General features: G+C 66.9%; 25 protein-coding genes. 19 read left to right on the top strand and 6 right to left on the bottom strand.

Annotation, left to right across the window (positions count from 1 at the left end; genetic code table 11):
• Positions 1–84 precede the first annotated feature (84 nt).
• The 5 genes from ACIBGM_RS05965 (at position 85) to ACIBGM_RS05945 (ending at position 4,969) form a co-directional block, all read left to right on the top strand.
• Positions 85–903 (top strand): AtaL-like protein, encoded by an 819-nt coding sequence (locus ACIBGM_RS05965; protein WP_396384631.1) that lies wholly within the window; start codon positions 85–87, stop codon positions 901–903.
• Positions 900–1,649, top strand: a complete 750-nt coding sequence (locus tag ACIBGM_RS05960) for an SDR family NAD(P)-dependent oxidoreductase (protein WP_396384630.1) — start codon at positions 900–902, stop codon at positions 1,647–1,649. Before ACIBGM_RS05965 ends, ACIBGM_RS05960 begins: the two co-directional genes overlap by 4 nt.
• A gap of 1,047 nt (positions 1,650–2,696) precedes the next feature.
• A complete protein-coding gene (locus tag ACIBGM_RS05955) occupies positions 2,697–3,371 on the top strand; it encodes a response regulator transcription factor (protein WP_360526657.1) in 675 nt (224 codons plus the stop codon).
• Positions 3,372–3,543: 172 nt separating this feature from the next.
• Positions 3,544–3,939: a response regulator transcription factor gene (locus tag ACIBGM_RS05950; RefSeq protein ID WP_360526654.1), complete on the top strand. Its 396-nt coding sequence runs from the start codon at positions 3,544–3,546 to the stop codon at positions 3,937–3,939.
• Between the two features lie 73 nt (positions 3,940–4,012).
• Positions 4,013–4,969 carry an ABC transporter substrate-binding protein gene (locus ACIBGM_RS05945; protein ID WP_360526699.1) on the top strand — a complete coding sequence of 319 codons (957 nt, stop codon included), beginning with the start codon at positions 4,013–4,015 and terminating at the stop codon, positions 4,967–4,969.
• Here the strand turns inward: ACIBGM_RS05945 and ACIBGM_RS05940 are convergent.
• The gene (locus ACIBGM_RS05940; RefSeq protein ID WP_360526651.1) at positions 4,956–6,527 is read right to left on the bottom strand and encodes a GAF domain-containing protein; all 1,572 of its coding nucleotides are present in this window, start codon (positions 6,525–6,527) and stop codon (positions 4,956–4,958) included. The genes ACIBGM_RS05945 and ACIBGM_RS05940 overlap by 14 nt on opposite strands.
• Before the next feature lie 53 nt (positions 6,528–6,580).
• A complete protein-coding gene (locus ACIBGM_RS05935) occupies positions 6,581–7,141 on the bottom strand; it encodes a flavin reductase family protein (RefSeq protein ID WP_360526648.1) in 561 nt (186 codons plus the stop codon).
• Between the two features lie 238 nt (positions 7,142–7,379).
• Between ACIBGM_RS05935 and ACIBGM_RS05930 the strand changes: the two genes are divergently transcribed.
• The 10 genes from ACIBGM_RS05930 (at position 7,380) to ACIBGM_RS05885 (ending at position 15,668) form a co-directional block, all read left to right on the top strand.
• Positions 7,380–8,240: an ABC transporter ATP-binding protein gene (locus ACIBGM_RS05930; protein WP_360526645.1), complete on the top strand. Its 861-nt coding sequence runs from the start codon at positions 7,380–7,382 to the stop codon at positions 8,238–8,240.
• 107 nt (positions 8,241–8,347) lie between these two features.
• Entirely contained in the window at positions 8,348–9,112 is a 765-nt protein-coding gene (locus ACIBGM_RS05925) for an ABC transporter permease subunit (RefSeq protein WP_360526642.1), read from the top strand.
• 65 nt (positions 9,113–9,177) lie between these two features.
• On the top strand, positions 9,178–10,215 hold the full coding sequence (locus tag ACIBGM_RS05920) for an ABC transporter substrate-binding protein (protein ID WP_396384629.1): 1,038 nt from the start codon (positions 9,178–9,180) through the stop codon (positions 10,213–10,215).
• Positions 10,216–10,232: 17 nt separating this feature from the next.
• Entirely contained in the window at positions 10,233–10,697 is a 465-nt protein-coding gene (locus tag ACIBGM_RS05915) for a hypothetical protein (protein ID WP_360526636.1), read from the top strand.
• A gap of 2 nt (positions 10,698–10,699) precedes the next feature.
• Complete coding sequence (locus tag ACIBGM_RS05910; protein ID WP_360526633.1) at positions 10,700–11,779, top strand: LLM class flavin-dependent oxidoreductase; 1,080 nt, start codon at positions 10,700–10,702, stop codon at positions 11,777–11,779.
• Between the two features lie 48 nt (positions 11,780–11,827).
• Positions 11,828–12,367, top strand: a complete 540-nt coding sequence (locus ACIBGM_RS05905; RefSeq protein ID WP_360526630.1) for a DoxX family protein — start codon at positions 11,828–11,830, stop codon at positions 12,365–12,367.
• Between the two features lie 222 nt (positions 12,368–12,589).
• Positions 12,590–13,675 (top strand): zinc-binding dehydrogenase, encoded by a 1,086-nt coding sequence (locus ACIBGM_RS05900; RefSeq protein WP_360526627.1) that lies wholly within the window; start codon positions 12,590–12,592, stop codon positions 13,673–13,675.
• A gap of 110 nt (positions 13,676–13,785) precedes the next feature.
• The gene (locus ACIBGM_RS05895) at positions 13,786–14,187 is read left to right on the top strand and encodes a VOC family protein (RefSeq protein ID WP_360526624.1); all 402 of its coding nucleotides are present in this window, start codon (positions 13,786–13,788) and stop codon (positions 14,185–14,187) included.
• 61 nt (positions 14,188–14,248) lie between these two features.
• Positions 14,249–14,896 carry a VOC family protein gene (locus ACIBGM_RS05890; RefSeq protein WP_360526621.1) on the top strand — a complete coding sequence of 216 codons (648 nt, stop codon included), beginning with the start codon at positions 14,249–14,251 and terminating at the stop codon, positions 14,894–14,896.
• Entirely contained in the window at positions 14,799–15,668 is an 870-nt protein-coding gene (locus ACIBGM_RS05885; protein ID WP_396384628.1) for an alpha/beta fold hydrolase, read from the top strand. Before ACIBGM_RS05890 ends, ACIBGM_RS05885 begins: the two co-directional genes overlap by 98 nt.
• 152 nt (positions 15,669–15,820) lie before the next feature.
• On the opposite strand, the gene ACIBGM_RS05880 is transcribed toward ACIBGM_RS05885, so the two are convergent.
• Positions 15,821–16,255 (bottom strand): SRPBCC family protein, encoded by a 435-nt coding sequence (locus tag ACIBGM_RS05880; RefSeq protein WP_396384627.1) that lies wholly within the window; start codon positions 16,253–16,255, stop codon positions 15,821–15,823.
• A 90-nt stretch (positions 16,256–16,345) separates the two neighbouring features.
• Between ACIBGM_RS05880 and ACIBGM_RS05875 the strand changes: the two genes are divergently transcribed.
• A complete protein-coding gene (locus ACIBGM_RS05875; RefSeq protein WP_396384626.1) occupies positions 16,346–16,531 on the top strand; it encodes a hypothetical protein in 186 nt (61 codons plus the stop codon).
• Positions 16,525–17,400: an RNA polymerase subunit sigma-70 gene (locus ACIBGM_RS05870; RefSeq protein WP_396384625.1), complete on the top strand. Its 876-nt coding sequence runs from the start codon at positions 16,525–16,527 to the stop codon at positions 17,398–17,400. Before ACIBGM_RS05875 ends, ACIBGM_RS05870 begins: the two co-directional genes overlap by 7 nt.
• A 69-nt stretch (positions 17,401–17,469) precedes the next feature.
• Here the strand turns inward: ACIBGM_RS05870 and ACIBGM_RS05865 are convergent, their stop codons facing one another.
• On the bottom strand, positions 17,470–18,015 hold the full coding sequence (locus ACIBGM_RS05865; RefSeq protein WP_360526609.1) for a YceI family protein: 546 nt from the start codon (positions 18,013–18,015) through the stop codon (positions 17,470–17,472).
• A 39-nt stretch (positions 18,016–18,054) separates the two neighbouring features.
• Positions 18,055–19,074, bottom strand: coding sequence for an amidohydrolase family protein (locus ACIBGM_RS05860; RefSeq protein WP_396384624.1), 1,020 nt, complete (start codon positions 19,072–19,074; stop codon positions 18,055–18,057).
• Positions 19,075–19,203: 129 nt separating this feature from the next.
• Between ACIBGM_RS05860 and ACIBGM_RS05855 the strand changes: the two genes are divergently transcribed.
• Both ACIBGM_RS05855 and ACIBGM_RS05850 read left to right on the top strand, forming a co-directional pair.
• Positions 19,204–20,409: a LuxR C-terminal-related transcriptional regulator gene (locus ACIBGM_RS05855; protein WP_396384623.1), complete on the top strand. Its 1,206-nt coding sequence runs from the start codon at positions 19,204–19,206 to the stop codon at positions 20,407–20,409.
• 168 nt (positions 20,410–20,577) lie between these two features.
• Positions 20,578–20,934 (top strand): hypothetical protein, encoded by a 357-nt coding sequence (locus tag ACIBGM_RS05850; protein ID WP_360526600.1) that lies wholly within the window; start codon positions 20,578–20,580, stop codon positions 20,932–20,934.
• Positions 20,935–20,980: 46 nt separating this feature from the next.
• Here the strand turns inward: ACIBGM_RS05850 and ACIBGM_RS05845 are convergent, their stop codons facing one another.
• Entirely contained in the window at positions 20,981–21,748 is a 768-nt protein-coding gene (locus tag ACIBGM_RS05845; RefSeq protein ID WP_396384910.1) for a helix-turn-helix domain-containing protein, read from the bottom strand.
• Positions 21,749–21,825 lie beyond the last annotated feature (77 nt).

Raw genomic sequence — 21,825 nt, 5'->3', positions numbered from 1 at the left:
TCCGCGAAATCAGCGTGCGGCAGGGGTGAGCTGAGGGGACCTTCGAGCGAAGGTGTATGCACTTCGGGACAAATTGGAGGAGCCATGATCGACGTCAGCCGCACGCTTCCCGTCAACGACGGGTCGCAGCCGGAGCTGTCCTTGGACCAGGTGTGGGAGGGTCTGGTCGACAAAGCGGCCAACCCGCTGCCGTACGTCAAGAGCATCACCGAGTGCACGGTGGTCGACCGATTCGAGGGTGGCCTTGTCCGCGACATCATTCATGTCGGCAGGCCGGTCCGTGAGGTGGTCACTTTCTATCCCAGGAAGCGGGTGCACTTCGTGCGGACGCACGGTATCGCGCGGGGGACGATCGACAACGAGATCGGTACCGACTCGAGCGGGAACCTCGGACTCACCTTCACCTTCCGCATCGTCGTCGACGGTGTCGAGGACGGCAGCGCCGAGGAGACGGAGTTCGCGACGCAGATGGAGGCCGACTATCTCGACGCCGTACGGACGACCCTCGCCGCCTGCCGAGAGCGCGCTGGTACGGCGTCCCCGCCGAACGGACCGGTCACCACGGCCGTTTTCAAGGTGGTCGACAGTCTCGATGCCAAGGGGTTTGCCGAGTTCTTCGCACCCGACGGCAAGATCACCTTCGGGAACAATCCAGCGCTTGTCGGTCGCAGCGCGGTCGAGTCCGGAACGGCCGACTTCTTGAAGACCATCGACGGCATCAAGCACGAGATCGTGAACGAGTGGGCCGCCGGCAACGACACCGTCGTCGAGTTGTCGGTCACCTACGCTCGCAAGGACGGAGCGACCGTCACGATCCCGGTCGTGACGATCTGGACCGCCCGAGACGACGGGCTCTTCCAGGACTACCGCGTGTACTTCGACCTGGCACCGGTGTTCGGATGAACTCACCTGGTGCCCACGGACGTGTCGCCGTCGTGACGGGTGGCGCTGCCGGGATCGGTCAGGCGCTGGCGGAACGGCTCGCCGGCGACGGCCACCGGGTGGCGGTCGCCGACTTGTCGCCTGCCGACGAGACACTCAGTCTCATCGGAAAGACCGGAGCCGAGGGCTTCGCCGCGATATGTGACGTGTCCGCGCCGGATTCGGTGCAGGACTTCGCCATCGCTGTTGAGCGAGCGTTCGGACCGGTGGACGTTCTGGTGAACAATGCGGGCATCTATCCGCTCACTGCGTTCCTGGCCATGGATTGGGCCGAATGGCGCCGAGTCCTCAGTGTGAACCTGGACTCGATCTACCTGTTCGGCAAGGCTTTCGTCCCGGGTATGGTCCAGCGCGGCTGGGGTCGCGTCATCAGCGTTTCGTCGACAACATTCCATTCCGGCATAGGACTCAACACGCACTACACCGCCAGCAAGGGTGGTGTCATCGGCTTCTCGCGCTCGCTGGCTGCGGAGGTCGGGGAGCACGGCGTCACGGTGAACACCGTCGCGCCCGGGCTCGTTCGCACGGCGACCACAGCGCATGGCCCGCACGCAGCCTGGTTCGACGCGCTTGCTCAACAGCAGGCGATCAAACGAACCCAGGAGCCGAAGGACCTCGCTGGACCGGTATCGTTCCTCGCCTCGGACGACGCCGCGTTCATCACCGGACAGACCCTCTGTGTCGACGGCGGATGGATGCGCTCGTGATGACGCAGACCGTACTGGTCGCCCAGGGATGCCTTCGCACGTAGTCGAGAGCCAGTGACGTTTGCTTGCTCATATCAGCATTCCACGTCCATTGGTTCGGCCGGTTCGATGGTCACGCGCAGACCGGTGAACCGTCGGCTGAGGCCGACGGCTTGGGATGACGCTGCGCTACGCCTGGTCGTGTAGTTCACGATCGCGGACCGGCCGAACCAGACGCGGACCCTCACAGTGGGATCCGCGGTCCTGATTCCCGTTGCGTGGTTCACCTCTTCACGCCCTGAATGGCCGTCGCTGTCAGAACCGTTGGCTGGGTAGCGCACGCCGCCACCCGGTGCGTCGGAGTCCCAATAGAGCATCGTCAACACTTCCGTTCCATCCAGAACCTCCGGAGCCCTCCGGAGTCGTGGCCCGTCATGGCCTTCCGAGAGCTCCCGTGAAGTCACGCGGAATCTGTCGGAGTCGAGTGAGCCCGAGCAAGTACTTGGAGTCGGTCGATCGCCCCGCGAAGGGCTCGAGCGGCAGCCCAATGCTCGGTTACCGACATGGGCCAGGCGCTCCAGTACGGCACCTTGGCGGCAGCGTCGGCCGCGGTGTCTTCTTCGTCTCGGGCCAGATCCATCAACAGCCTGCAGGCGGCCTCGAGGACGTCAGGCCTCACGTCTTGAATGTTCATGGCAACGGCACCTCCATGCCCCTGGTCCTCAGGTTGCGCCTCACCTGTGGCCGGCGCATCAGTCGTGCGGCCCGTTGTCTTGGTCCCTTTTCGCTGCCCTTCCTCGCCGATCTGCACAAGGCCGTCTGCGACACATGTCCCGGCTACCGCCATTGCGAACCAGGTTCACGTCGGCCTCCTCGCCTCCGTGGCCGGGATGGCCGGGCGGCGTTTCGTCTGGGGGAATCCGCCGCATGCGCTCATGACACTCGCAGTTCGCCGGCGTTAGTCTGGATGCACCTCACGCCGTGGTGATGGTGAGCAGGACATGACCGAGCGCTTCGGACCGTCACTCGACGGGCGCGTCAGGTACGCGTGAAGACCGGAGGAGAGCTATGACCACGCCGGCCGGCTCGACGGAGGCAATCACCATCTTCGTCGTCGACGACCACGCGGTCGTGCGCCGGGGAATGCGGGCGTTCTTCGACGTGATCCCTGACATGGCCGTCGTCGGCGAGGCGGCCGACGGGCAGTCGGCCGTTGACGAACTACGTGTGCTGGCGGCCCACGGGCAGGCGCCTGACGTAGTACTGATGGATCTCGTCATGCCTCGGCTCGACGGGATCAGTGCGATCGCTGCCATCAAGAAGGACAGTCCGGAGATCGAGGTCGTCGCGCTCACGAGCTTCAGCGAGGCGGAGAGGGTGCACGCAGCCCTCGAGGCCGGAGCGGCCGGCTATCTCCTGAAGGACGCCGAGGCCGACGAGGTAGCAGCAGCCGTCCGCGCGGCCCACGCCGGCGAGGTCCATCTCGACCCTGCGGTCGCGCGCAAGCTGACCCAGTCACTTCGTTCGGGACGAGGCTCGCAGGCGACACTGACCGCTCGGGAACGCGAGGTCCTGATGCTCGTTGCCCAGGGCAAGTCAAACCTGGAGATCGCCGACAGCCTGACGATCAGTGAGCGCACTGCCCGAACCCACGTGAGCAACGTGCTGCTGAAGCTCGGACTCACGTCACGGACGCAAGCAGCCCTCTGGGCCATTCGGGAAGGACTTGTACCCTCGCCGTAGCCGGCTTGACGCGCCCTGACGTCCGCGACATCTGACGTACGTCGACTGCGCCCGATGTCGCCATGATCACTGGTCACACGCCGGTCGTCAGCGACCCACGGGACTGGTTGACTGACCAGGTGTCAAGGCAAGGACTCGGAGGGCGACCGTGCGCAATGGGGGCAGAGCCGACGTGGACGTCCTCGTCGTCGACGACGATCTACGAGTTCGCCAGGCGGTCGTCCGGCTACTCACTGCGTGGCCCGGCTTCAGGGTGGTCGGGGAGGCGGGGGATGCCGAGGCGGCGGTGAGGAGTGCCGAGGAGCGACATCCCAGAGTCGCCCTGGTCGATGTGCTGCTACCCGATGCCGACACAGGCCTGGGCCTTATCGATGCCCTGAGCCACGACATCGGGGCGCCTGTCATCGCAATCAGCGGTCAGAGCAGCTTTCGAGGGGCCGCACTGTCGGCCGGGGCGGTGTTCTTCGTCGACAAGGGCATCTCCCCGGAGCTCCTCGTGGGCGTCCTGACGGAGGCCGCGAACGAGCCGCCGGGTGGACGGCCCGGGCCAACGACGCAGAACTTCTGAGCAACGTGGAACCTTCTGAACCACCTGGAGGTGTCAGTTGAAGGATGACGGGCGGACCAGCCTGCGTTCCTTGATGCTCGGGGTATTCGCCGCGAGTCTCCCGTTGGCCGTTGGTCGGCGCCTTGGCTACTTCGCTGATCAGGGCTTGGATGTGTGCGTTGAGCGTGTGCACTCGTCGCGCCAGCAGATGAGTGCGCTCGCGGACGGCAGCTACGACGTCATCCAGACATCCCCCGACAACCTGGCCGCCTACCGGGTCAACGAGACCAACCCGCTGGGGCGACGGCTCGCCGTGACGGCGTTCCTTGCGGCCGACAGCGGGATGAACCTGGTCCTCGTCGGCGAGCCCGGGGCGACCGCTGTGGACGCTGTACGCCACCGGGTGCTCGCGGTCGACTCGGCGGACTCGGGCTTCGCCTTCGTCGCCTACGCACTGCTCGAGCGCCATGGCATGTTCCGTGACCGTGACTACACGGTGCACGAAGTCGGCGGTGTGGCAGCGCGGGCAGAGCACCTGCTGAACGGCCAATGCAGCCTTACCCTGCTGTCGAACGGGTTCGAGCTGCAGGCCGTCCGTCGAGGGTGCACGGTTCTGGACCAGGTTGGTTCGGTGGCTCGGCCGTACCTCGGGACTGTCTTCAGCTCCCTGTCTGCATGGTTGGAAGAGCATGCGGACATCGCGGCAGCGTTTACCGTCGCATACCTCGACGCAGTGGCCTGGTGCCTGGACCCGGCGCACCGGGAGGACGCCGTCGAGCTGCTTGCCTCCGAGCTCGGCGTGACCAGCCGGATGGCCGAGGGCCTCTACTCTCCGTACGTCGACCCTCGTCACGGGCTGGTTGCCGATGGAATGGTCGGCCAGGCCGCGTTGCGCTCCGTGTTGGACCTGCGCGCGCGATACGACGGTTTCGATACCTTGCAGGGACCGGCCGACCTCGACCTCCTCTCGCGTCCAGGAATCCTCTACGACCAGACGACGTCAGAGTGGGCGCACCGGAAGCGCTCGTCACGGTCGGTCACGGCGACGTGAGCGCGCCCGGCGCCACCGCGCGGACGACCGTCGACACACCAGGAGTGCTGTCGATCACGATGCGGCCGCCAAGACCCTCGATCCGTTCGCGCATCGTCCTCAGCCCCAGGTGGCCGGGATAGTCCGCGTCGGGGTCGAAACCGACACCGTCGTCCGAGACCTGGACGAACAGGGATCCGGGCTCGGTGGGATCCTCTCGAATCTCGACGCCCACATGGCTCGCCTGGGCATGCTTGACGACGTTGTGGAGTGCTTCCTGCACCATCCGGAACAGCTCGTTCTCCGTGGCCTCGTCCAACGGCAGCGCGTCGTCGGGCCCTTCGACGCTGATGTCGAGACGTTCACGGGCTGCGACGGCGGCGGCGTGGCGGCGAATGCCTGCGACAAGTCCCTCCTCGTGCAGGGCTCCGGGGCGGAGCTGGAAGATCAGCGCCCGCATCTCGGCCAGCGCGCCTTGGGTCAGGTCGCGCAGCTCGGCAACGCCCAGTTCGATCGGGTCGTCAGGCGCCAGACCCCGGCGCTGCGCCGCAAGCTCCACCGCGCGTGCGGTCATGGTCATGGCGAACAGCGCCTGGCTGATCGAGTCGTGCAGCTCGCGGGCAAGCCTGTGCCGCTCCTCCAAGGCGGTGTGGCGTTCGAGCTCATCGAACATCCGGGCATTCTCCACGGCCACGGCGGCATGGTCCGCCATGGCGCTGAGGAACGCGACGTCGGCCTCACCGGGCTCGTAGGTCTCGCGATAGAACACGGTGAGCACGCCAACGGGTCGGCCGCGAACCAGCATCGGTACCGCGACGAACGCACCCCAGTTCGCCTGCCGTAGCACGTCGTGCAGCGGAGCCCACCGGGGATCGCCGAGCACCTCCCGGCGCCAGTCGGGCCAGACGATGGGTCGCTGCAACTCGAAGACCCGGTAGACCGCCAGCGGCGCTCCGAGGCGGCGGCACTCCTCGACCCGTGCCGCGTAGTCCTCGGGCAGGCCGGCCGTGCCGGACACGGTGGCGATCCGGGACTCGGGGTCGACGGGTACGACGGCGCAGCCGGCGACGCCGGTGGCGTGGAAGACCTCCGAAGCGACCCGGTCCAGGGCTGCTTGGAGCGACTCGGCGAACGCGATGCTGGAAGCGGTGCGGGCGAATGCCGCGACCCTGCGTGCCTGGACCTGGCTCTCGGTGACGTCTCGGAAGGTGACGATCACCAGCCCGCGACCCTCGGCATGGAAGGAGCTCTGCGAGTACTCCAGCTCCCGTTCTGACCCGTCTGGGCGGTGGTAGCCGACCGAATGGGCTGTCACCTCACCCGACGCCTCCGAGGGCGTCGTCCGGCCGAGCCGCAGGGTGGTGAGGAACGGGCCTGTCCGGCCGACGAGCTGCTCGGCGCGGCGGCCGAGAATACGACTGCCGGACGGATTGATGTAGACCAACCGGCCGCGTTCGTCGAGTACGGCGATACCGTCCATCGACGCCCGCACGAGTTCTGCCAGGGTGCCGAGCCCAAGCCGCTCAGGGCTCATCTCGGCCGCTGCCGGCGTAGCCTCGGCGTCCGACGGCTCGTCCATCACTGCTCCCTGCTTCGCAGACGGTCCCGATCCTCCTCCCACGGCGTCCGTAGTCAGAGGTCGGTCGAGCCAGGATCACCAACGACGTCGAGCGGCGTGTGGCTCGCGAATCGGCGCCCGGCGTAGACCAGTGGCGGACCGTCGAGACCGACGGCGGCCTCCTCGACGCTGCCGATGACGATTCGATGATCGCCCCCAGGGACGACGGCGTCCAGTGAGGCCACGAGCCAGCCCACCACCCCATCCAGGCGCGGTAGCCCGGCGGACTCGTGCCAGCGAACGCCCGCGAACCGGTCAGCCCGCTTGGATGCGAAGGCTCTGGCGACGTGCACCTGTTCGGTCGACAGCACGTTGACCGCGAACCGTCCTGAGGAGCTGATCGTGGGCAGCAGGGATGACTGGAAGTCCAAGGCGATCGCAACCATCGGGGGATCCAAGGACAGCGAGGTAACAGCGCTGACGGTGGTGCCCCGTGGCCGTCCGCCCACCGACATCGCGGTGACGACCGTCACGGGGGCCGGCAGGCAGGCCATCACGTCCAAGAACTCGCGGCGGCCGACCGCGCGGTGTGAGGCCGGTGTGAGGCCGCCGAACAGTGCCGTCGGGCCTGTCATGAGCTGCTCCGATCGGAGGTCGGCCAGGAGCCAGGAACGTGTCGATCCACCGTAGGAAAACCGGACCCCGAGGGCACGCGACAGATGTCCTGGCGGATGCGGGGCTTGCGTCCCAGGCAGTGCTGCCTGCATCGACCGGCCGAGCCGGGTCGGACGGTCGATGACGCAGACAGCCAGCGTGGACGACCGTTGTCGAACGAGGTCATCACGATGACCCACACCACTGAAAGGTCGTGACATGATCGAGAGCGACCCCGGCCGTCCGACGCCGACTCGCGTCTCGAACGAGCCGGCGATCCGTTTCGCATCCGTCGTCACCACGTTCGGCGACGAACTCGTTCTGGACAGGGTCTCGTTCGACGTCGATGCCGGCGATTTCGTGTGCCTGCTCGGCCCGAGCGGCTGCGGCAAGTCGACAACGCTGCGCATCCTCGGTGACCTACTCGACTTCGACGAGGGCGACGTCGAGGTGGGCGGCCGACCCCCGAAAGACACTTGGCGCGACCTGGCCTACGTGTTCCAGCAGCCGCGCCTGCTTCCCTGGCGAACGGTTCTCGGCAACGTCATGGTGGGCATGGACCTTCGCGGCGTGGGCGGGTCGAAGGCCGACCGGCGGGCCACCGCGGTTGCGAAGCTCGCGCTCGTCGGTCTCGCCGATGCGGCACAGAAGTACCCAGGAGTGCTCAGTGGCGGCGAGCGTCAGCGGGTGGCCTTCGCCAGAGCACTGGCCATGGACCCCCACGTGGTCTTCATGGACGAGCCGCTGTCGGCACTCGACATCCGGACCAAGCACGAGCTGCGCAACGAGATCGTCGACCTCTGGCAGCGCACAAGCAAGACGATCCTCTTCGTCACGCACGACCTCGACGAGGCGCTCTTCCTGGCCGACAAGGTGATCGTCTTCTCGAACAAACCAACGCGCATCCTGCGCCAGGTGGCCGTCGAGGCGCCTCGTCCCCGCGACCTCGACCAGGATCCCGAGCTGCAGCTGCTCCGCAAGCAGCTCCACCAGCTGTTCCAGGACGCGAGTGAGTCGGACGACCCCGCTGATCGGCGGAGCGAGCTCGGCCATGCGGCCGCCGAGGAGGTGACGGCATGACGCGCGGTTCGAGCCGGGGCGGCACGACGACCTCACCCGCCGTCGATTCCAGGAGTAAGGCCGGGCGGGTACGGCGCCGGCGGTCGGAAGCCTCAAGGTCGGGCTGGTTGCTCTCCAGGACTCTCACCGACGGAGTCCCGCTCCTGCTCATCGTCTTGTGGTGGTACTTCTCTCAACGCCTTCCGGCTTACGTGCTGCCGGATCCGATCGAGGTGGTCGTTAGGACCTGGGACCTCCTTGGAGCGGATGCCGACGCCTTCCACCACACCTACGTATCGGCGGTTCGTGTCGCCACAGCGGTGACGATCGCACTGGTCGTCGGCACTACGGTGGCGGTGGCAGCCCGGTACGTGCCGCCGCTGCGTGGGCTCCTGATCGACAGGTTCAGCCCGTTCGTCAACGCGTTTCCCAGCATCGGGTGGGCCATCGCAGGTCTGTACTGGTTCGGCGTTTCGACGCAGGCGGTGCTGTTCGTCGAGGTCGCGATCATCCTTCCCTTCACCCTCATCACCGTCTGGGAAGGGCTGAAATCGCTGGACCCGGAGACCATGGAGATGGCGCACAGCTTCACCCGTAGCCGCATGCGCGTGCTGCGGATAGTCGTCGCTCCGTTCCTGGTGCCGTACCTGTTCTCGGCGCTGCGGATCTCCTTCGGAACGGCCTGGAAAGTGGCTCTCCTGGCTGAGATCTTCGGCGCCAGCGACGGGCTCGGCTACCTGCTCAACTACTCGCGCGAGCAGTTCGACTCCACGACGCTCTTCGCGACCATCTTCACGATCATTCTCATCGTCCACGCTGTCGACAAAGCGGTCTTCGGACCCGTCGAGCGACGTCTCCTGCGCTACCGGCGAGTCCCCCTGACACGTCAGTGAATGCCCGGGACCCGCGCCACCTCGTCAGCACCAACGCTCTGGCTTATCAACGCGAAAGGTCAATCGTGTCCACAACCCCACCACAGCAGGGCTCCACCAGTCGAACGCGTCGGACCGCCGTCGTCATCCTCGCGCTCTGGTGCCTCGTTGCTCTCGCCGGTTGCGCGTTCGGCGCAGGGCCGTCGGCGGCCGAAGCCAAGACGATCAAGCTCGCGGTCAGCGACGACCCCACCAGGCACATGGCACTGTGGGCACTGGAGCACGGGAAGGTCGACACCGGTGGCATCGACGTCGAAGTGACCTACCTCCCGAACGAGACCGCAACCCAGGCGTTCCAGACCCGCCAGTACGACTTGATCGAAGCGTCGCCGGTGTCCGTCGCCGCATCCGCGGCATCCGGCTTCCAGACTCGGATCGTCTCCGCCGGCGTCCTGAACCGAACCGGAACGGTCGTCTACGTCCGCAGCAACTCGGCGATTCGAGGCGGCAGCGACTTCAAGGGAGCCCGCATCGCGATCGGTTCGCTCGGTGGGAGCTCGACCCAGGAGCTGCGCTTCGTGCTCCAGGAGGACTACGGGCTCGACACGAGCCTCAAGGGCGGTGACGTGGTTTTGCAGCCTGCGTCGCCCGACAGCGTGTTCACGCTCCTGAAGCAGGGGCAATTCGACGGTGCGGTGATGCTCAACCGGGCTTCGTACCTTGCCGGCAAGGACCCCTCCCTGCGCGTCGCACTCGAAGTCAGCAAGGAAGCAAGCGCGATCACCCACGCCTCGGCAACGCAGACGGTTCTGGTTACCTACCCTGACGTCGAGGACGTCAAGCGCGACGCGCTCGCCGAGGTGAGCAGCGCGCTGGCTGCCAGCGTGGCCTACGCGCGAGACCACAAGGCAGAGGTGGCCAAGGAGGCAGCTCAGGGGAACGCCGCGACGGCCGACTACCTGCAATGGTGGTGGCAGCACGCTGACCTCCGGTTCGGGTCACTCGTCGACGCCGACATCGCCGGCGTCGAAGCCTTCTGGACGATGGCAGAGACGGTTGGTCAGATCAAGGACAAGCCCAGCTTCGACGACCTTCGGTCGAGCGCCGCTCCCGAGCCCTCCTGATGGACCGGCAGGCCATGATGAGCACACAGCGCAGCTTCACGTTGTCCAACTGGACGGACCTCGATGAGGTGCCACGCGATGTCGGTCCGGACGGTCTCTACGAGATGCCCGGTATGGGGCGCATCCCTGCCCACCTGCCGCTCGGTCACACCAAGTTCCTCGGATCGGGCTCAGGCGTAGACGCCGGGCCGCCCTGGCTGTACCTGTTCCAACGGCCGATCGGGGAGGTGACTCCCTGGCGTCGCCACACCAGCGACCACCTCGAGTTGGTCCTGTCCGGGGAGATCGAGTGGTACGACGACGCCGGCAACGCGGGGACGCGGCTGGGTCCGGACAGCGTGTTGTTCATCCCAGCCGGTCGCAGCTACCGCTACACGACCGTCAGCGCCGCCGATCTTCTGGCCCTGTGGTACGGCGTGCCCGACGTCATCGCGGAGGCGACGCCGCACCTGGCCGCAGACGAACCCACGACAAGGGGATGACCATGGACTTCTCGCTCTATCTCAACCCCCAGACCAGGGGGGCGGCCGAGGACCGGCAAGTCATCGAGCACGTGACCTCCTCGGCCCTTCGCGCCGACGTCGCAGGCTTCCGATCGATCTGCCTGACCGAGCATCACTTCAACGACTACAACACCTACGCCGACCCGTTCGTGTACGGGGCGTTCCTCGCCGGCCGGCTCCGGAACGCGTGGCTCGGGCTGACCGTCGCGACCGTCCCGCTGCACCACCCCATGCGGTTCGCGGAGCAGGTCAACCTGCTGGACCAACTGACCCGCGGCAGGCTGTTCGTCGGGATCGGCGTTGGCGGGTCCAACCTCGAGTTCGAGGGCATGGGCGTCGACATCGAAGAGCGCCGCGATCTGCTCGACAGGCACCTCGAGCTGGCCCGCCGGGCATGGGCTCTACCTGACCGGCAGGGCAGCCTGACCTGGAGCAGCGGGCACTCGTCGGGCCAGGTCCGCGGCCGGGTGATGCCGGCGCCGTTCGGTCCGACTGGCCCGCTGCTGGCACGCGCCTGTCTGTCCGACGAGAGCACCCGCGCGGCCGGACAGGAAGGGCTGGCCCTGCTGATGGGACGCTTCGGACCCGAGCGAGCCGCGCAGCAGCTCAACATCTATCGCGAGTCGCTGGAAGAGGCGGGACACACGAAAGCGCGGATCGAGCACCTCATGCACTGGTCCGGCCTGGCGAAGATGATCGTCGTCGGCGAGGACGACGCGAGCGCACGAGATCAGGCCGAGCCGATCGTCGACGCCTATATCGCCGCCGCGAACCGCTCGCGGTCAGCGGACAACGCCGAGGCCGCGATGAGCGCTGGGGTTGGTGCGTCAGAGGCGCACGTGAAGGCCGACTACCTGGAACGCGCGATCATCATCGGCGGGCCTGAAACCGTCGCGCGTCAAGTCGCCGACTATGCCGAGATCGGGCTCGGTCACCTGATGCTGTGGTTCAGCTGGGGCTTCATGAGCGCCGAGACCGCAGACCGGTCCCTCACGCTGTTCATCGACGAGGTCGTGCCCCGCTATCACGCCTTGAAGGCCCGGAACGCCGGCGCTGCCTGAGCGCCGTACCCGATCGATCTCGCAAGATCTCTCGAAAGGAGCATCGTCATGGACGGTATGGATGTCGGGCTGCTACTCGTCCGGTTGGGGGTCGGTGCCGTGCTGGCACCGCACGGCCTGCAGAAGCTGTTCGGCTGGTTCGGCGGACCCGGAGTCGGCGGCACCGCGCAGTACTTGCGCGGGCACGGGTTCCGCCCCGCGAAGCTGCACGCCATCGCAGCCGGACTCTCCGAGTTCGGCGGGGGTCTCCTCGTTGCGCTCGGCCTTCTCACCCCGCTCGGCGCGGCGGTGATGGCCGGAACCATGATCGTCGCCATGGCCAGCGTGGCCGGCAAGCGCGGATTCTTCGCCAACACTGGGGGCATCGAGTTCCCGCTGGCGCTCTGCCTTGGTGCGCTCGCCGTGGCGTTCACCGGCCCGGGGGACATCTCGGTCGACGCGCTGTTCGGAATCGCTTACCACGGCACGGCCTGGGGACTGGGTGCCGTCGCGCTGGCGCTGATAGCCGCGGGTGGCACCCTCGCGACCCGCCTTGGCGGTAAGACCGTCGAGCCTGACGCGGTGGTCGCGGACTCGTCGCACTCCTGACGTCATCCTCTCGAAGTTCCGTCCCCCGAGCACACCGGCGACGTGGCTTCAGCACCACCGAGGTGCACGCATTTCCAAACCAGAAAGGGTCCCGATGGCAACGCAACGATGGTCGCTGGTCCAGTACGACGCCAACGGGGCAAAGGGATCAGAGCTAGGGGTTCTTGCCAACGGCAAGGTCACTCGACACATGGCGGAAGCGTGAGGACGCAGGGGGCAGCGGTGGCTTCACGGACCGATTGGCCGGTCCGCCGTACGCCGGGCACGACCATGACCGCTGTGACCTTCCGCGAGTTCGGAGGGCCGGACGTACTGCACTCAGAGCCGGTCCCGGTTCCCGAGCTCGGTCCTGACGAGGTGCTCGTCCAGGTTGCGGCGGTGAGCGTCGGACGCCTGCTGGACTTGGCGGCCCGCGCCGGCACCCACCCGTACGCGCGCTTCACCTTCCCGCACATCCTCGGCGCCGACCACGCCGGCGTGGTGGCGGCGATCGGGAGTGAGGTGACCGGGCTGGGGCTCGGCCAGCGGGTGGCGACGTTTCCGGTCGTGACCTGCGGGATATGTGCCACGTGTCTCGCCGGGCACGACGAGCTCTGTCCGAACCTGCAGATCATCGGCACCGACCGGCCCGGCGCCTATGCCGACTACGTCGCCGTGCCGGCCGTCAACGCGCATCCCGTACCGCACGGTATCGACCCCGTCGACGCCTGCGCTCTCGTGCTCGGAGCGGCCACGGCGATGAACCAACTCACCCGTGCAGGCATGCAGCGGGGCGACTGGGTCGTGGTCCAGGCGGCGCCGTCCGCGCTGGGTAGTATCACCGCTGCTCTCGCCAGGCACCTCGGCGCGAACGTCGTCGTCACCTCCCGCGTCGCGGACAAGCGAACGCAGCTCAGTGAGCTCGGCTTCGAGCACGTGCTCGACGGAACGGCCGCGGAGTTCCCCGACAAGGTTCACGAGCTGACCGGCGGAGCCGGCGCCGACATCGTCGTTGACAACATCGGCGACCTCAAGCTCTGGCGCAACAGCCAGGCCGTCCTCGGCCGGGGCGGCACGCTGGTCACCAGTGGAGCATTCCGCGGGTCGGAGGTTCCCCTGGACCTGCAGCGCCTGTACTCGATGGGTCAGAGCGTCCTCGGTCTGCGAACCGGCAACAAGGAGAGCAGCCGCCGGGTGTGGGAAGAGGTGGAGCGAGGATTCCGCCCGCCTGTCGCGGCGACGTTCCCACTGCAGGAGGCCGCGGCGGCGCACCGGTACCTGGAGGACGACCTGAACGTCGGCCGAGTGGCCTTGGTGACCGAGGGCTGAGCCAGATGGCGAATGCGCAGCCCGGGGCGTTGATCTCCTCGGCAGAGAAGGCCCTGCTGCTTGCATGTCTACCCGAGCGCCAGCGACGGCTGATTGGAGTGAGGAAACCGATGCACGTCAAGGGTCTGCTGCAGTACGGCCTCCAAGTGCCCTCCCTGGAGGTCGGCCGTGTGTTCTACACCGACTTCGGCCTACAGGTCGCCGAGCGGGGGTGCGCTTTGGCCGTGCGGTGTGACGGTCGGGAGATGGACCAGGCCCTGTTGACCGAGGGCTCCCGCAAGCAGCTGCAGTTCGTCAGCTTCGCGGTAGAAGCCGGATCCCTACCCGAGTGGCAGCGCAGGCTGGAGTCTGCGGGGACGTCGCTCGTGGACGCGCCGGTCCAGTCCGCGCAGGGAGGCCTGTGGTTCACCGACCCCGACGGGGTTCATGTCAACCTGCGGGAGGACGATGTCGTCCCCTGGCGCAAGGCCGCTCCCGAGGAGTCGATGTTCAACTTTGGTGACGAGATTTAGGGTGGACCAGGCTCGCTGGCTCAGGGCTGACGCCCCGGCATCCCCTCGCAGGCTCAGCCACATGCTGATCTTCGTGACCGATCTGGCGAGATCGGAGCATTTCTACACCTCGCTGCTCGGCCTTCGGCTGTCCGACCGGATCCGCGGCATGGCGACATTCCTCAACTCCGGGCCGGGCGACCACCACGTCTTCGGGTTCATCCAGAGCACCCATCGCGGCCTGCACCACTCCAGCTGGGAAGTGACGAACTTCGACCAGCTGGCCGTCGGCGCCGGGACCATGCACGACAAGGGCCACGAGGAGGGATGGGGTCTCGGCCGGCACACCCTGGGCTCGAACCTCTTCCACTACATCCGCGATCCGTGGGGCGGCTGGATCGAGTACGGCGCCGACATGGACCGAATCACCGACGCTTGGAAGGCCGGCGATCGGGAGACTCCGCCTGCGGTCTGGTGCCCCATGCCTCCGGAGACGTTCCTGGCCAACCTCGAAGAGCCCGGCTGGAGGGACAAGGGAAGGAAGCGGGTTACGCACTGCTTTCGACAGACCCGACGCGCACTTTCCTGGTCGGTGTCGGTGCGGAGTTACGGTGGTCGAGGAGGCGAAGATAGTGACACGTCCAGGGTGGGTCAACGACGAGTTGTTCCCGTTCGAGAGCCGGTACGCCGATGTGGCCGGTGCCCGGGTTCACTACATCGACGAGGGTGACGGCCCAGTGTTCCTGGGCTTGCACGGGAATCCGACCTGGTCGTTCCTGTACCGGCACATCGTGCAGGGGTTGAAGGATCGGTTCCGGTGTATCGCGCTCGACTACCCGGGGTTCGGCTTGTCTTCCGCTCCGGCTGGGTATGGCTACACGGTCAGCGAGCACGCCGCGGTGGTGGAGGCGTTCGTCGAGCAGCTGGACCTGCGTGACATCACGTTGATGGTGCAGGACTGGGGTGGTCCGATCGGGTTCTGGGTGGCCGGCCGTCACCCTGAGCGCTTCCGGGCGTTCGTGATCGGCAACACCTGGGCGTGGCCGATGGCGGACAGGGCGACCAAGACCTTCTCCAAGACCCTTGGCGGGCCGATCGTCGGTGGGTTCCTGGTGGAGCGCGCGGACGTCTTCACCGAAGTGTTCATGCGCGGCGGTATCCGGCGAAAGAAGCTCACCATCGATGAGCGGTTCATGTACAAGCGCCCCCATCCGACTCGCCAGTCGAGGGTCCCGGTGCACGTGATGCCGCGTGAGATCCTGGCAGCCGGCGAGTTCCTGGCAGAGGTCGAAAATGGGCTCGCGCGGGTCGCCGGGAAGCCTGCGCTGGTGGTATGGGGTGACAAGGATCCGGGATTCAAGACGCCGCACCGGCTCCGCTGGGAACGGACATTCCCGAACCACCGGACCGAGATCCTCAGGGGCGCGTCGCACTACATCCAGGAAGACGCTCCGGACGAGATCGTCACCGCGATCCGGTCCTGGTGGCCAGGCGGCCGCTGAGCCGAGGGTCGCTGAGGTGCTGTGCGCCATGTCCGAGGTCGGGATCATAGCGGCAGGCGACCTGCCCCTCGCGCCAACCTGACCGACAAGTTGGCGTCCGTGGAGGGGCTGATCGCCGCGGCCGCATCGCGGACATCGCTACCGCGCTCCGGTCAGCGGGCGTCCCATGTGAGGTTGTCCTCGATGAAGCGTCGCAGGGATTCCAGCGATTGCTGGTATGCGCCACGAATCATGTCGGAGAGCCGGTCGGCGTCCGCGGAATCGAGCTGCTCGAACGTGGAGTGCAGGGTGACGGTGGCGGAATCGGCGGTAGCGCCTTGCGTGACTGTGAAGGTCCCGCGGGAGTGACGCACCGGCAACGGCACCTGGACGTGCTCGAACCGGAGGCTGTGGTGCGCGGGCGACAGTTCGCTGATCCGCTCGTGTACCTCCTGTCCGTCGGCCATCTGGCACACCCGCAGGTCCCCGTCTACCCGCGCGGAGACCACTCCTGGCAGCCATTGCCGAGTAGTGGGCAGATCGGCCAGAACGGCCCAGACGTCGTCGGGGCCGGCCGAGATGTCGATGGTGTTGGTGATCGTGGGCATCGGTCGGGTCCTTTCGTGGTGAGACGGCTTCACCAGTTGTGACGGCAACCAGGCCGCGAATTCATCGCGCGTGAGTCGTAGCCTGGGCGCGTGGCGACGACTGACGGATTCGTTGCGCCTGCGGATGCGCCAGCTCTGCTGGCGGCTGCGGTAGGTGGTGATGCGGAGGCGTTCCAGCTCTTGACCGCACCGCACCGACGCGAATTGCTGGTGCACTGCTATCGGATGCTCGGTTCGGTGGACGACGCGGAGATGCCGTTCAGGAGGCAATGCTGAAGGCGTGGCGGCGACTGGCGGGGTTTCAGGGGCGCTCGTCGCTGCGGGCCTGGCTGTACCGGATCGCCACCAATACGTGCCTGGATGCTCTCGACTACCGCGCCCGGCGAGTGCTTCCGACCGCGATCGCCGACCCCGCTGACCCCCGGATTCCCCCTGAACCGGACGACCCCGAGTTACCGTGGCTTCAGCCGTATCCGGATGCGCTGCTGGACGTGACCGACCCAGACCCAAGGGCCGACCCGGCCGCCGTGGTGGTTCGCCGCGAGCACATCGAGTTGGCCTTCATCGCAGCCATCCAGTACCTGACTCCGAGGCAACGTGCGGTGCTGGTGTTGCGCGACGTCCTCGGCTGGTCCGCGGCGGACACCGCTGCGATCCTCGAAGTATCGGCCGCCTCGGTCAACAGTGCCCTGCAGCGGGCCCGCCGTGGCCTCGATGCCCGGCTGCCCGGCAGTGGCGACCAGACACCGCCGGCGGACCAGATCGAGCTGGCGAGGAAGTACGCGCGGGCCTGGCATGCGGCCGACCTGGCCGCCCTGGTCGCATTGTTGCGCGCCGACGCCCAGATGGCGATGCCGCCGAGCAGGTCGTGGTACGACGGGAGCGACAACATCGAGGTCTACCTGCGGAAGCTGTTCGGCAGCGCGTTGGGCAGGAGCCTGCGCCTGGTACCGACGGCAGCCAACCGTCAGCCCGCGCTGGCCGTCTACGCGCCCGCGGACCGCGAACCCGATGGGTATCAGCCCTTCGCCCTCATGGTGCTCACCATCGACAACGGACTGATCTGCGCCGTCACCGGCTTCGTCGACCCAAGCCTGTTCCCGAGATTCGGCCTTCCGCCACGCCTAGCCGCAACCGACCACTGAATGACCGTCGCAGATACCGAGTCGCGTCGCTGCGGCCGAGAAGATCGCCTCGCCTCTTGAACCGAAACCTCACTTGGCCGGGGGGAGCTTGTCGTCCGGCACTGATGTGGGCACGGCCTGCACGTTGACGGTGAACTCGACAATGTCGGAGATCAGGCCGCGGAAGGCCGATATGCCGAATTCACTGCGCCGGAGGCGGCCGGTGGCGCGGGCGCCGACGCGCTGGATGCCGAAGCCGTCGGTCACCGGTCCTGCGGTGTCGGCGACCAGGTCGACCGCCCGCGTCACGCCGTGCAGTGTCAGCTCCACCGTCATCAGGTAGGTGGACAGCACATCCTTGGTCAGCGACGCCAGCCTGACCTTGGCCTCCGGGTGGACACCGACGTCAAGGAAGTCCTCGCCCTTGATGTGGTGATCGCGGGTCGGCACACCTGAATCGAAGCTGTCCAGGTCGAAGTTCGCGTCGAACGAAACGAGCTCCGGCACTTCACCGTCCGGCCCGTCGCCGAGCTGGACCGGGCCACGGAGGCCGTTGAATCGGCCGTGAATGGTGGATACGAGGTAACGAACGGAGAGGTCGACGGATGAGTGTGCTGGGTCGATCTTCCACTCCATGAGCTTTCTCCTGTCGGTGCGATGATGACGGTGTTGTCCTCAGCCCAGGCTGAGGAGTTTGCGGCTGTTGCTGTGCGCAATCTTTCGGCGGTCGAGCTCGCTGATGGGGGCCTGATCGATCCAGGCCGAGGCTTCGGCGTTCGTGGAGTAGGGGTAGTCGACGGAGAACAGAATGTGGTCGGCGCCGACGGTCAGGATGGCGTTCGTCAGGGCGTGGTCGGAGAATGCGCCGCTGGTGGTGATCCAGATGTTGTCGGCGAAGTATTCCGGCAGTGTCTTGTTGATCTTCTGGGCGAACGGGTTGAGGTCGAACATGTGCTGTGTTCGCCAGAGCAGGGCCGGCAGCGCCTCGCCCAGGTGGCCCAGAATCAACTGGGCGTCGGGGAAACGGTCGAAGTGTCCGCCGAGCAGGAGCCGTACGGTGTGAGAAGCCGTCTCGGTCCCGAAGCCCCAGGTGGCGCCCTTCATCTCGGGATGCCCGTCGTACGGGATCAACCCACCGGGTAGCGCGGGGCGGGGATGCAGGTAGAGCGGAACATCGAGTTCGGTCAGGGCTTCCCAGAAGGGGTAGTACGCCGGATCGTCGAGGTAAAGGCCGTGGTCGTTGTCCCCGACATTGGTGTAGCCGTTGACCAGGACGCCCTTGAACCCGAGCTCGGTGATGGCGCGGCGTATCTCCTCGACCGCGCGGTCGGGCTGCTGCAGGGCAACGGCGGCAAAGCCGGAGTAGCGGTCGGGGTGCCTCGCGACCTGCTCGGCCAGGAAATCGTTCTGCCGGCGGGCTTCCGCGGTGGCCTGGGACGGATCGGTAATCGCCTGGATGCCGGGAGCGGTCAGTGACAGTACGACGTGCTCGATGCCGGCGGCGTCCATCGCGTTCAGGCGGATGTCGTCGAACTCGCCGAGTTTCTCCAGCACCGGCCGGTAGTACGACGGCATCACTCCGCCGCCGTCGGACATTCTGGCCAGTTCCTCGTCGCTGGCCAGAATCCGCGAAACGTCGTCCGGATGCGCGTACGCCTCTTCGAGCGCGATCTTCGGCAGGACGCTGATGCTCATGTTTCTTCCTCTCGTCCGGCAGTGCTGATTCCAGGCTTGCACCGGTCGATGAGCTACCCGGCTACTCTTTAGAGCAGGATCAGCTGGCCGAAGGAGTGGAGACCGATCGACGAGGCGACGCTGGATGCCGTGCTGGCAGTGCTGCGGTCGCCCGACGCGGTGATCTTGGCGCGGTTGTCGGCCGAACTCGCCGGCGACGTGCCACACGACTGGGCCGCAGCCCTCATCGACGACGCCGTACACAGCACAGGCCTCGAGCTCGGCGCGGCCGCACCAGTGGTCACTGAGCTGGCCGAACTGATCCAACGCGTCCCGCCCGGTACGACGTGGTCCGGGCGCGCGGTTGTCGGCGGGTCCGCACGGCAGGTGCTCGCGGTGGCGTCCACCGAGCCTGCCGCGGCGGGCAGCGTGCTGGTTCTGGTCGGCGGCCGAGGCAACGCCACGGCACGTGACCTGGTGCAGCGCCTCTGGGAAGTCGCGGTGGTACGGCTGAGGATGCTCATGTCGCTCGGCGCGCTCGATCCGCCGCTGTACCTGGCTGCCGGCCGAGCCGCCGCCGGCGAACACGCCAAAGCCCTGACTGCTTTGAAAGACGCACACTCGGCCACGCTGACCGCACTACTGGGAGCGCTGCGTTCGCGCCGGCTCGAAGACAGTGCGGCCCGGCAGGCCGCCATCTCGCTCGCCTCCATGGCGTTGACCGGACTCCGCGCTCGCCCTGCGGCTGGCGAACGGACCGCCGCCGAGGCGTTCGCTGCCATGAGCGCAGGGCTGCGGTCGCTGTCCGGGTACAGCGGCTTGGACCTCGAACTGGTGCCACCCGAGCGGGGCGACCGGCTGCTCGCACCCGCTGTCGCCGCTGCCGCCGGAACTGTCGCGCGGGGATGTGTTCTGACCATGGTGGAACACACCGACCCCCGCCGGATCCGGGTCGGCTGGGAGGTGAACGACGCGGATCTGACGATCAGTGTGCGCGACAACGGCAACGGCGCCTTGTTCCCGCAGGAACTGGCCGAGTACCGGCTCCGGGAGCGGGTGATCGCGCTGGGTGGCGACTTCGCAGTAGACGCCGTACCCGGCTGGGGAACCGCCGTCACGGCCCGCATCCCGCTCGCGCTGCCACCCGTACCTGGCCCGGACGCGCTGGGCGTCCTCAGCCCTCGCGAACTCGAGGTGCTGACCGAACTCGCCGCAGGCAGACGCAATCGGGAGATCGCAACCCGGCTGCACATCACCGAACACACGGCGAAATTCCACGTCGCGAGCATCCTGGCCAAACTCGGCGTCCGCTCCCGCGGAGAAGCCGCCGCCCTAGCCCGCGACGCCCACCTCTGACCGCCCGGGGCCGGAAAGCCAAGGTACGCGTCGGGCCGCGGATCCGGAAGTTCTCTGCAATCTGAGCAGGTACCAGGTCACGGTTCCACGGTGTACTGGCATGCACAACTCGTCCCAGTTCTCCACAAATGTGGAGCAGGGGCGCTAGCTGGAGATCACCATCGTCTCGTGGGATCACTTCGAGTTCTGGACAGCTGCTGGCCGGTCGGTACGTTCTGGCGGATCATGCTGCCACTCGCGAGGCCGTGCCTCGCGGCGGTGGCGGTGATCAAGGCCCTGCCGGTCTGGAACGAGTACCTAATGGCGCTGGTTCTGTTCAACACCGACGATCTGATACCTGTGCAGCGAGGTATGACCAAGTTCGTGTCGGCCGAGACGCCGCGACAGCGTTGTCGGCCCTCTCAATCATTGCCAAGTACGTCTTCGCCCAACGTCGCTATGGCCTCGTTTTCAAGCGTCGTCGACACCGACGCGACACTAACGCCGCCGAAGGCGTTGACTCGACCAACAGACGCCGCACCGTGAACCGCCCAAGCATGCCCCCAGCGTAACCTGGATTCGAACATATGTTCTAGTCGGGGTAAGTCGGGGTCGTCGAAGGCTCGTTCGAGAGCCTCGGCCGCGGCAGGGTTCGCCACGCGGCGGGCCAGGTAGATGTCCTGGGTGATGGAGACCTGGCCTGGCCTAGTTGGTCCGCGATTTGGCGAGCGGTATGGCCGGCTTCGTCCAGGGCGGTGGCGGTGGTCTTGCGGAGGGCGTGGGAGCGGATCCAGGCGAGTTTGTCGGACTCGGTCGGTTGGGTCGCTCTGTCGACCGCAGTGGCTAGGGCGGGCAGGTTCTCGAGTTCAAGGCCGTAGGTCCCGATCAGGTCAGTGATCAGTTGACGGTCGACTTTGATGCGGCCGGTTTCGATGAGTTCGATTCTGGTTTGGGCCCAGGTGAGGGCTTCGGCGACTTGCTTGCGGGTGAGGTGTGCTTCGCGGCGGAGGGCTCGGAGGGTGAGGCCTAGGTCGCGGCGGGCGGTGTTGGCGACGGGGGAGAGGGCTGTGCGGAGGTGGCGGCGGGTGTTGGAGGGGTCGCGGTAGCCGCCGAGGGTGTCGGTGAAGACCGGGCTGTCGAGGCGGATGCCTGCGGCGTGGCGGGTGCGGAGCATGGCGATGGCCCAGTTGGGGAGGTGGAGGAGGCGTTCGCCGGCCTTCGACTTCGTGGGCTTGCGGATGAGGCCTTCGCCCTTGAGGCGGGCGATGGTGTGGGTGATTTCGACGGTGCCGGAGTCGAGGTTGATTTGGTGCCAGAGGACGGCGAGGGATTCGCCGATGCGGACGCCGGTGCCGAGCATGAATGTCACCAGGTCAGGCAGATCGGCCTCGACGGCGTGTTCGTCAGCTGCCAGGCTCTTGCGAAGCAGCGTGACCT

Origin of the sequence: Kribbella sp. NPDC050470 (assembly GCF_044458365.1) — a bacterium.
In the GTDB taxonomy this organism is placed as follows: Bacteria; Actinomycetota; Actinomycetes; order Propionibacteriales; family Kribbellaceae; genus Kribbella.
Note: the sequence above shows the minus strand (reverse complement) of the source record. Positions and strands in the feature narration are given on the sequence as shown.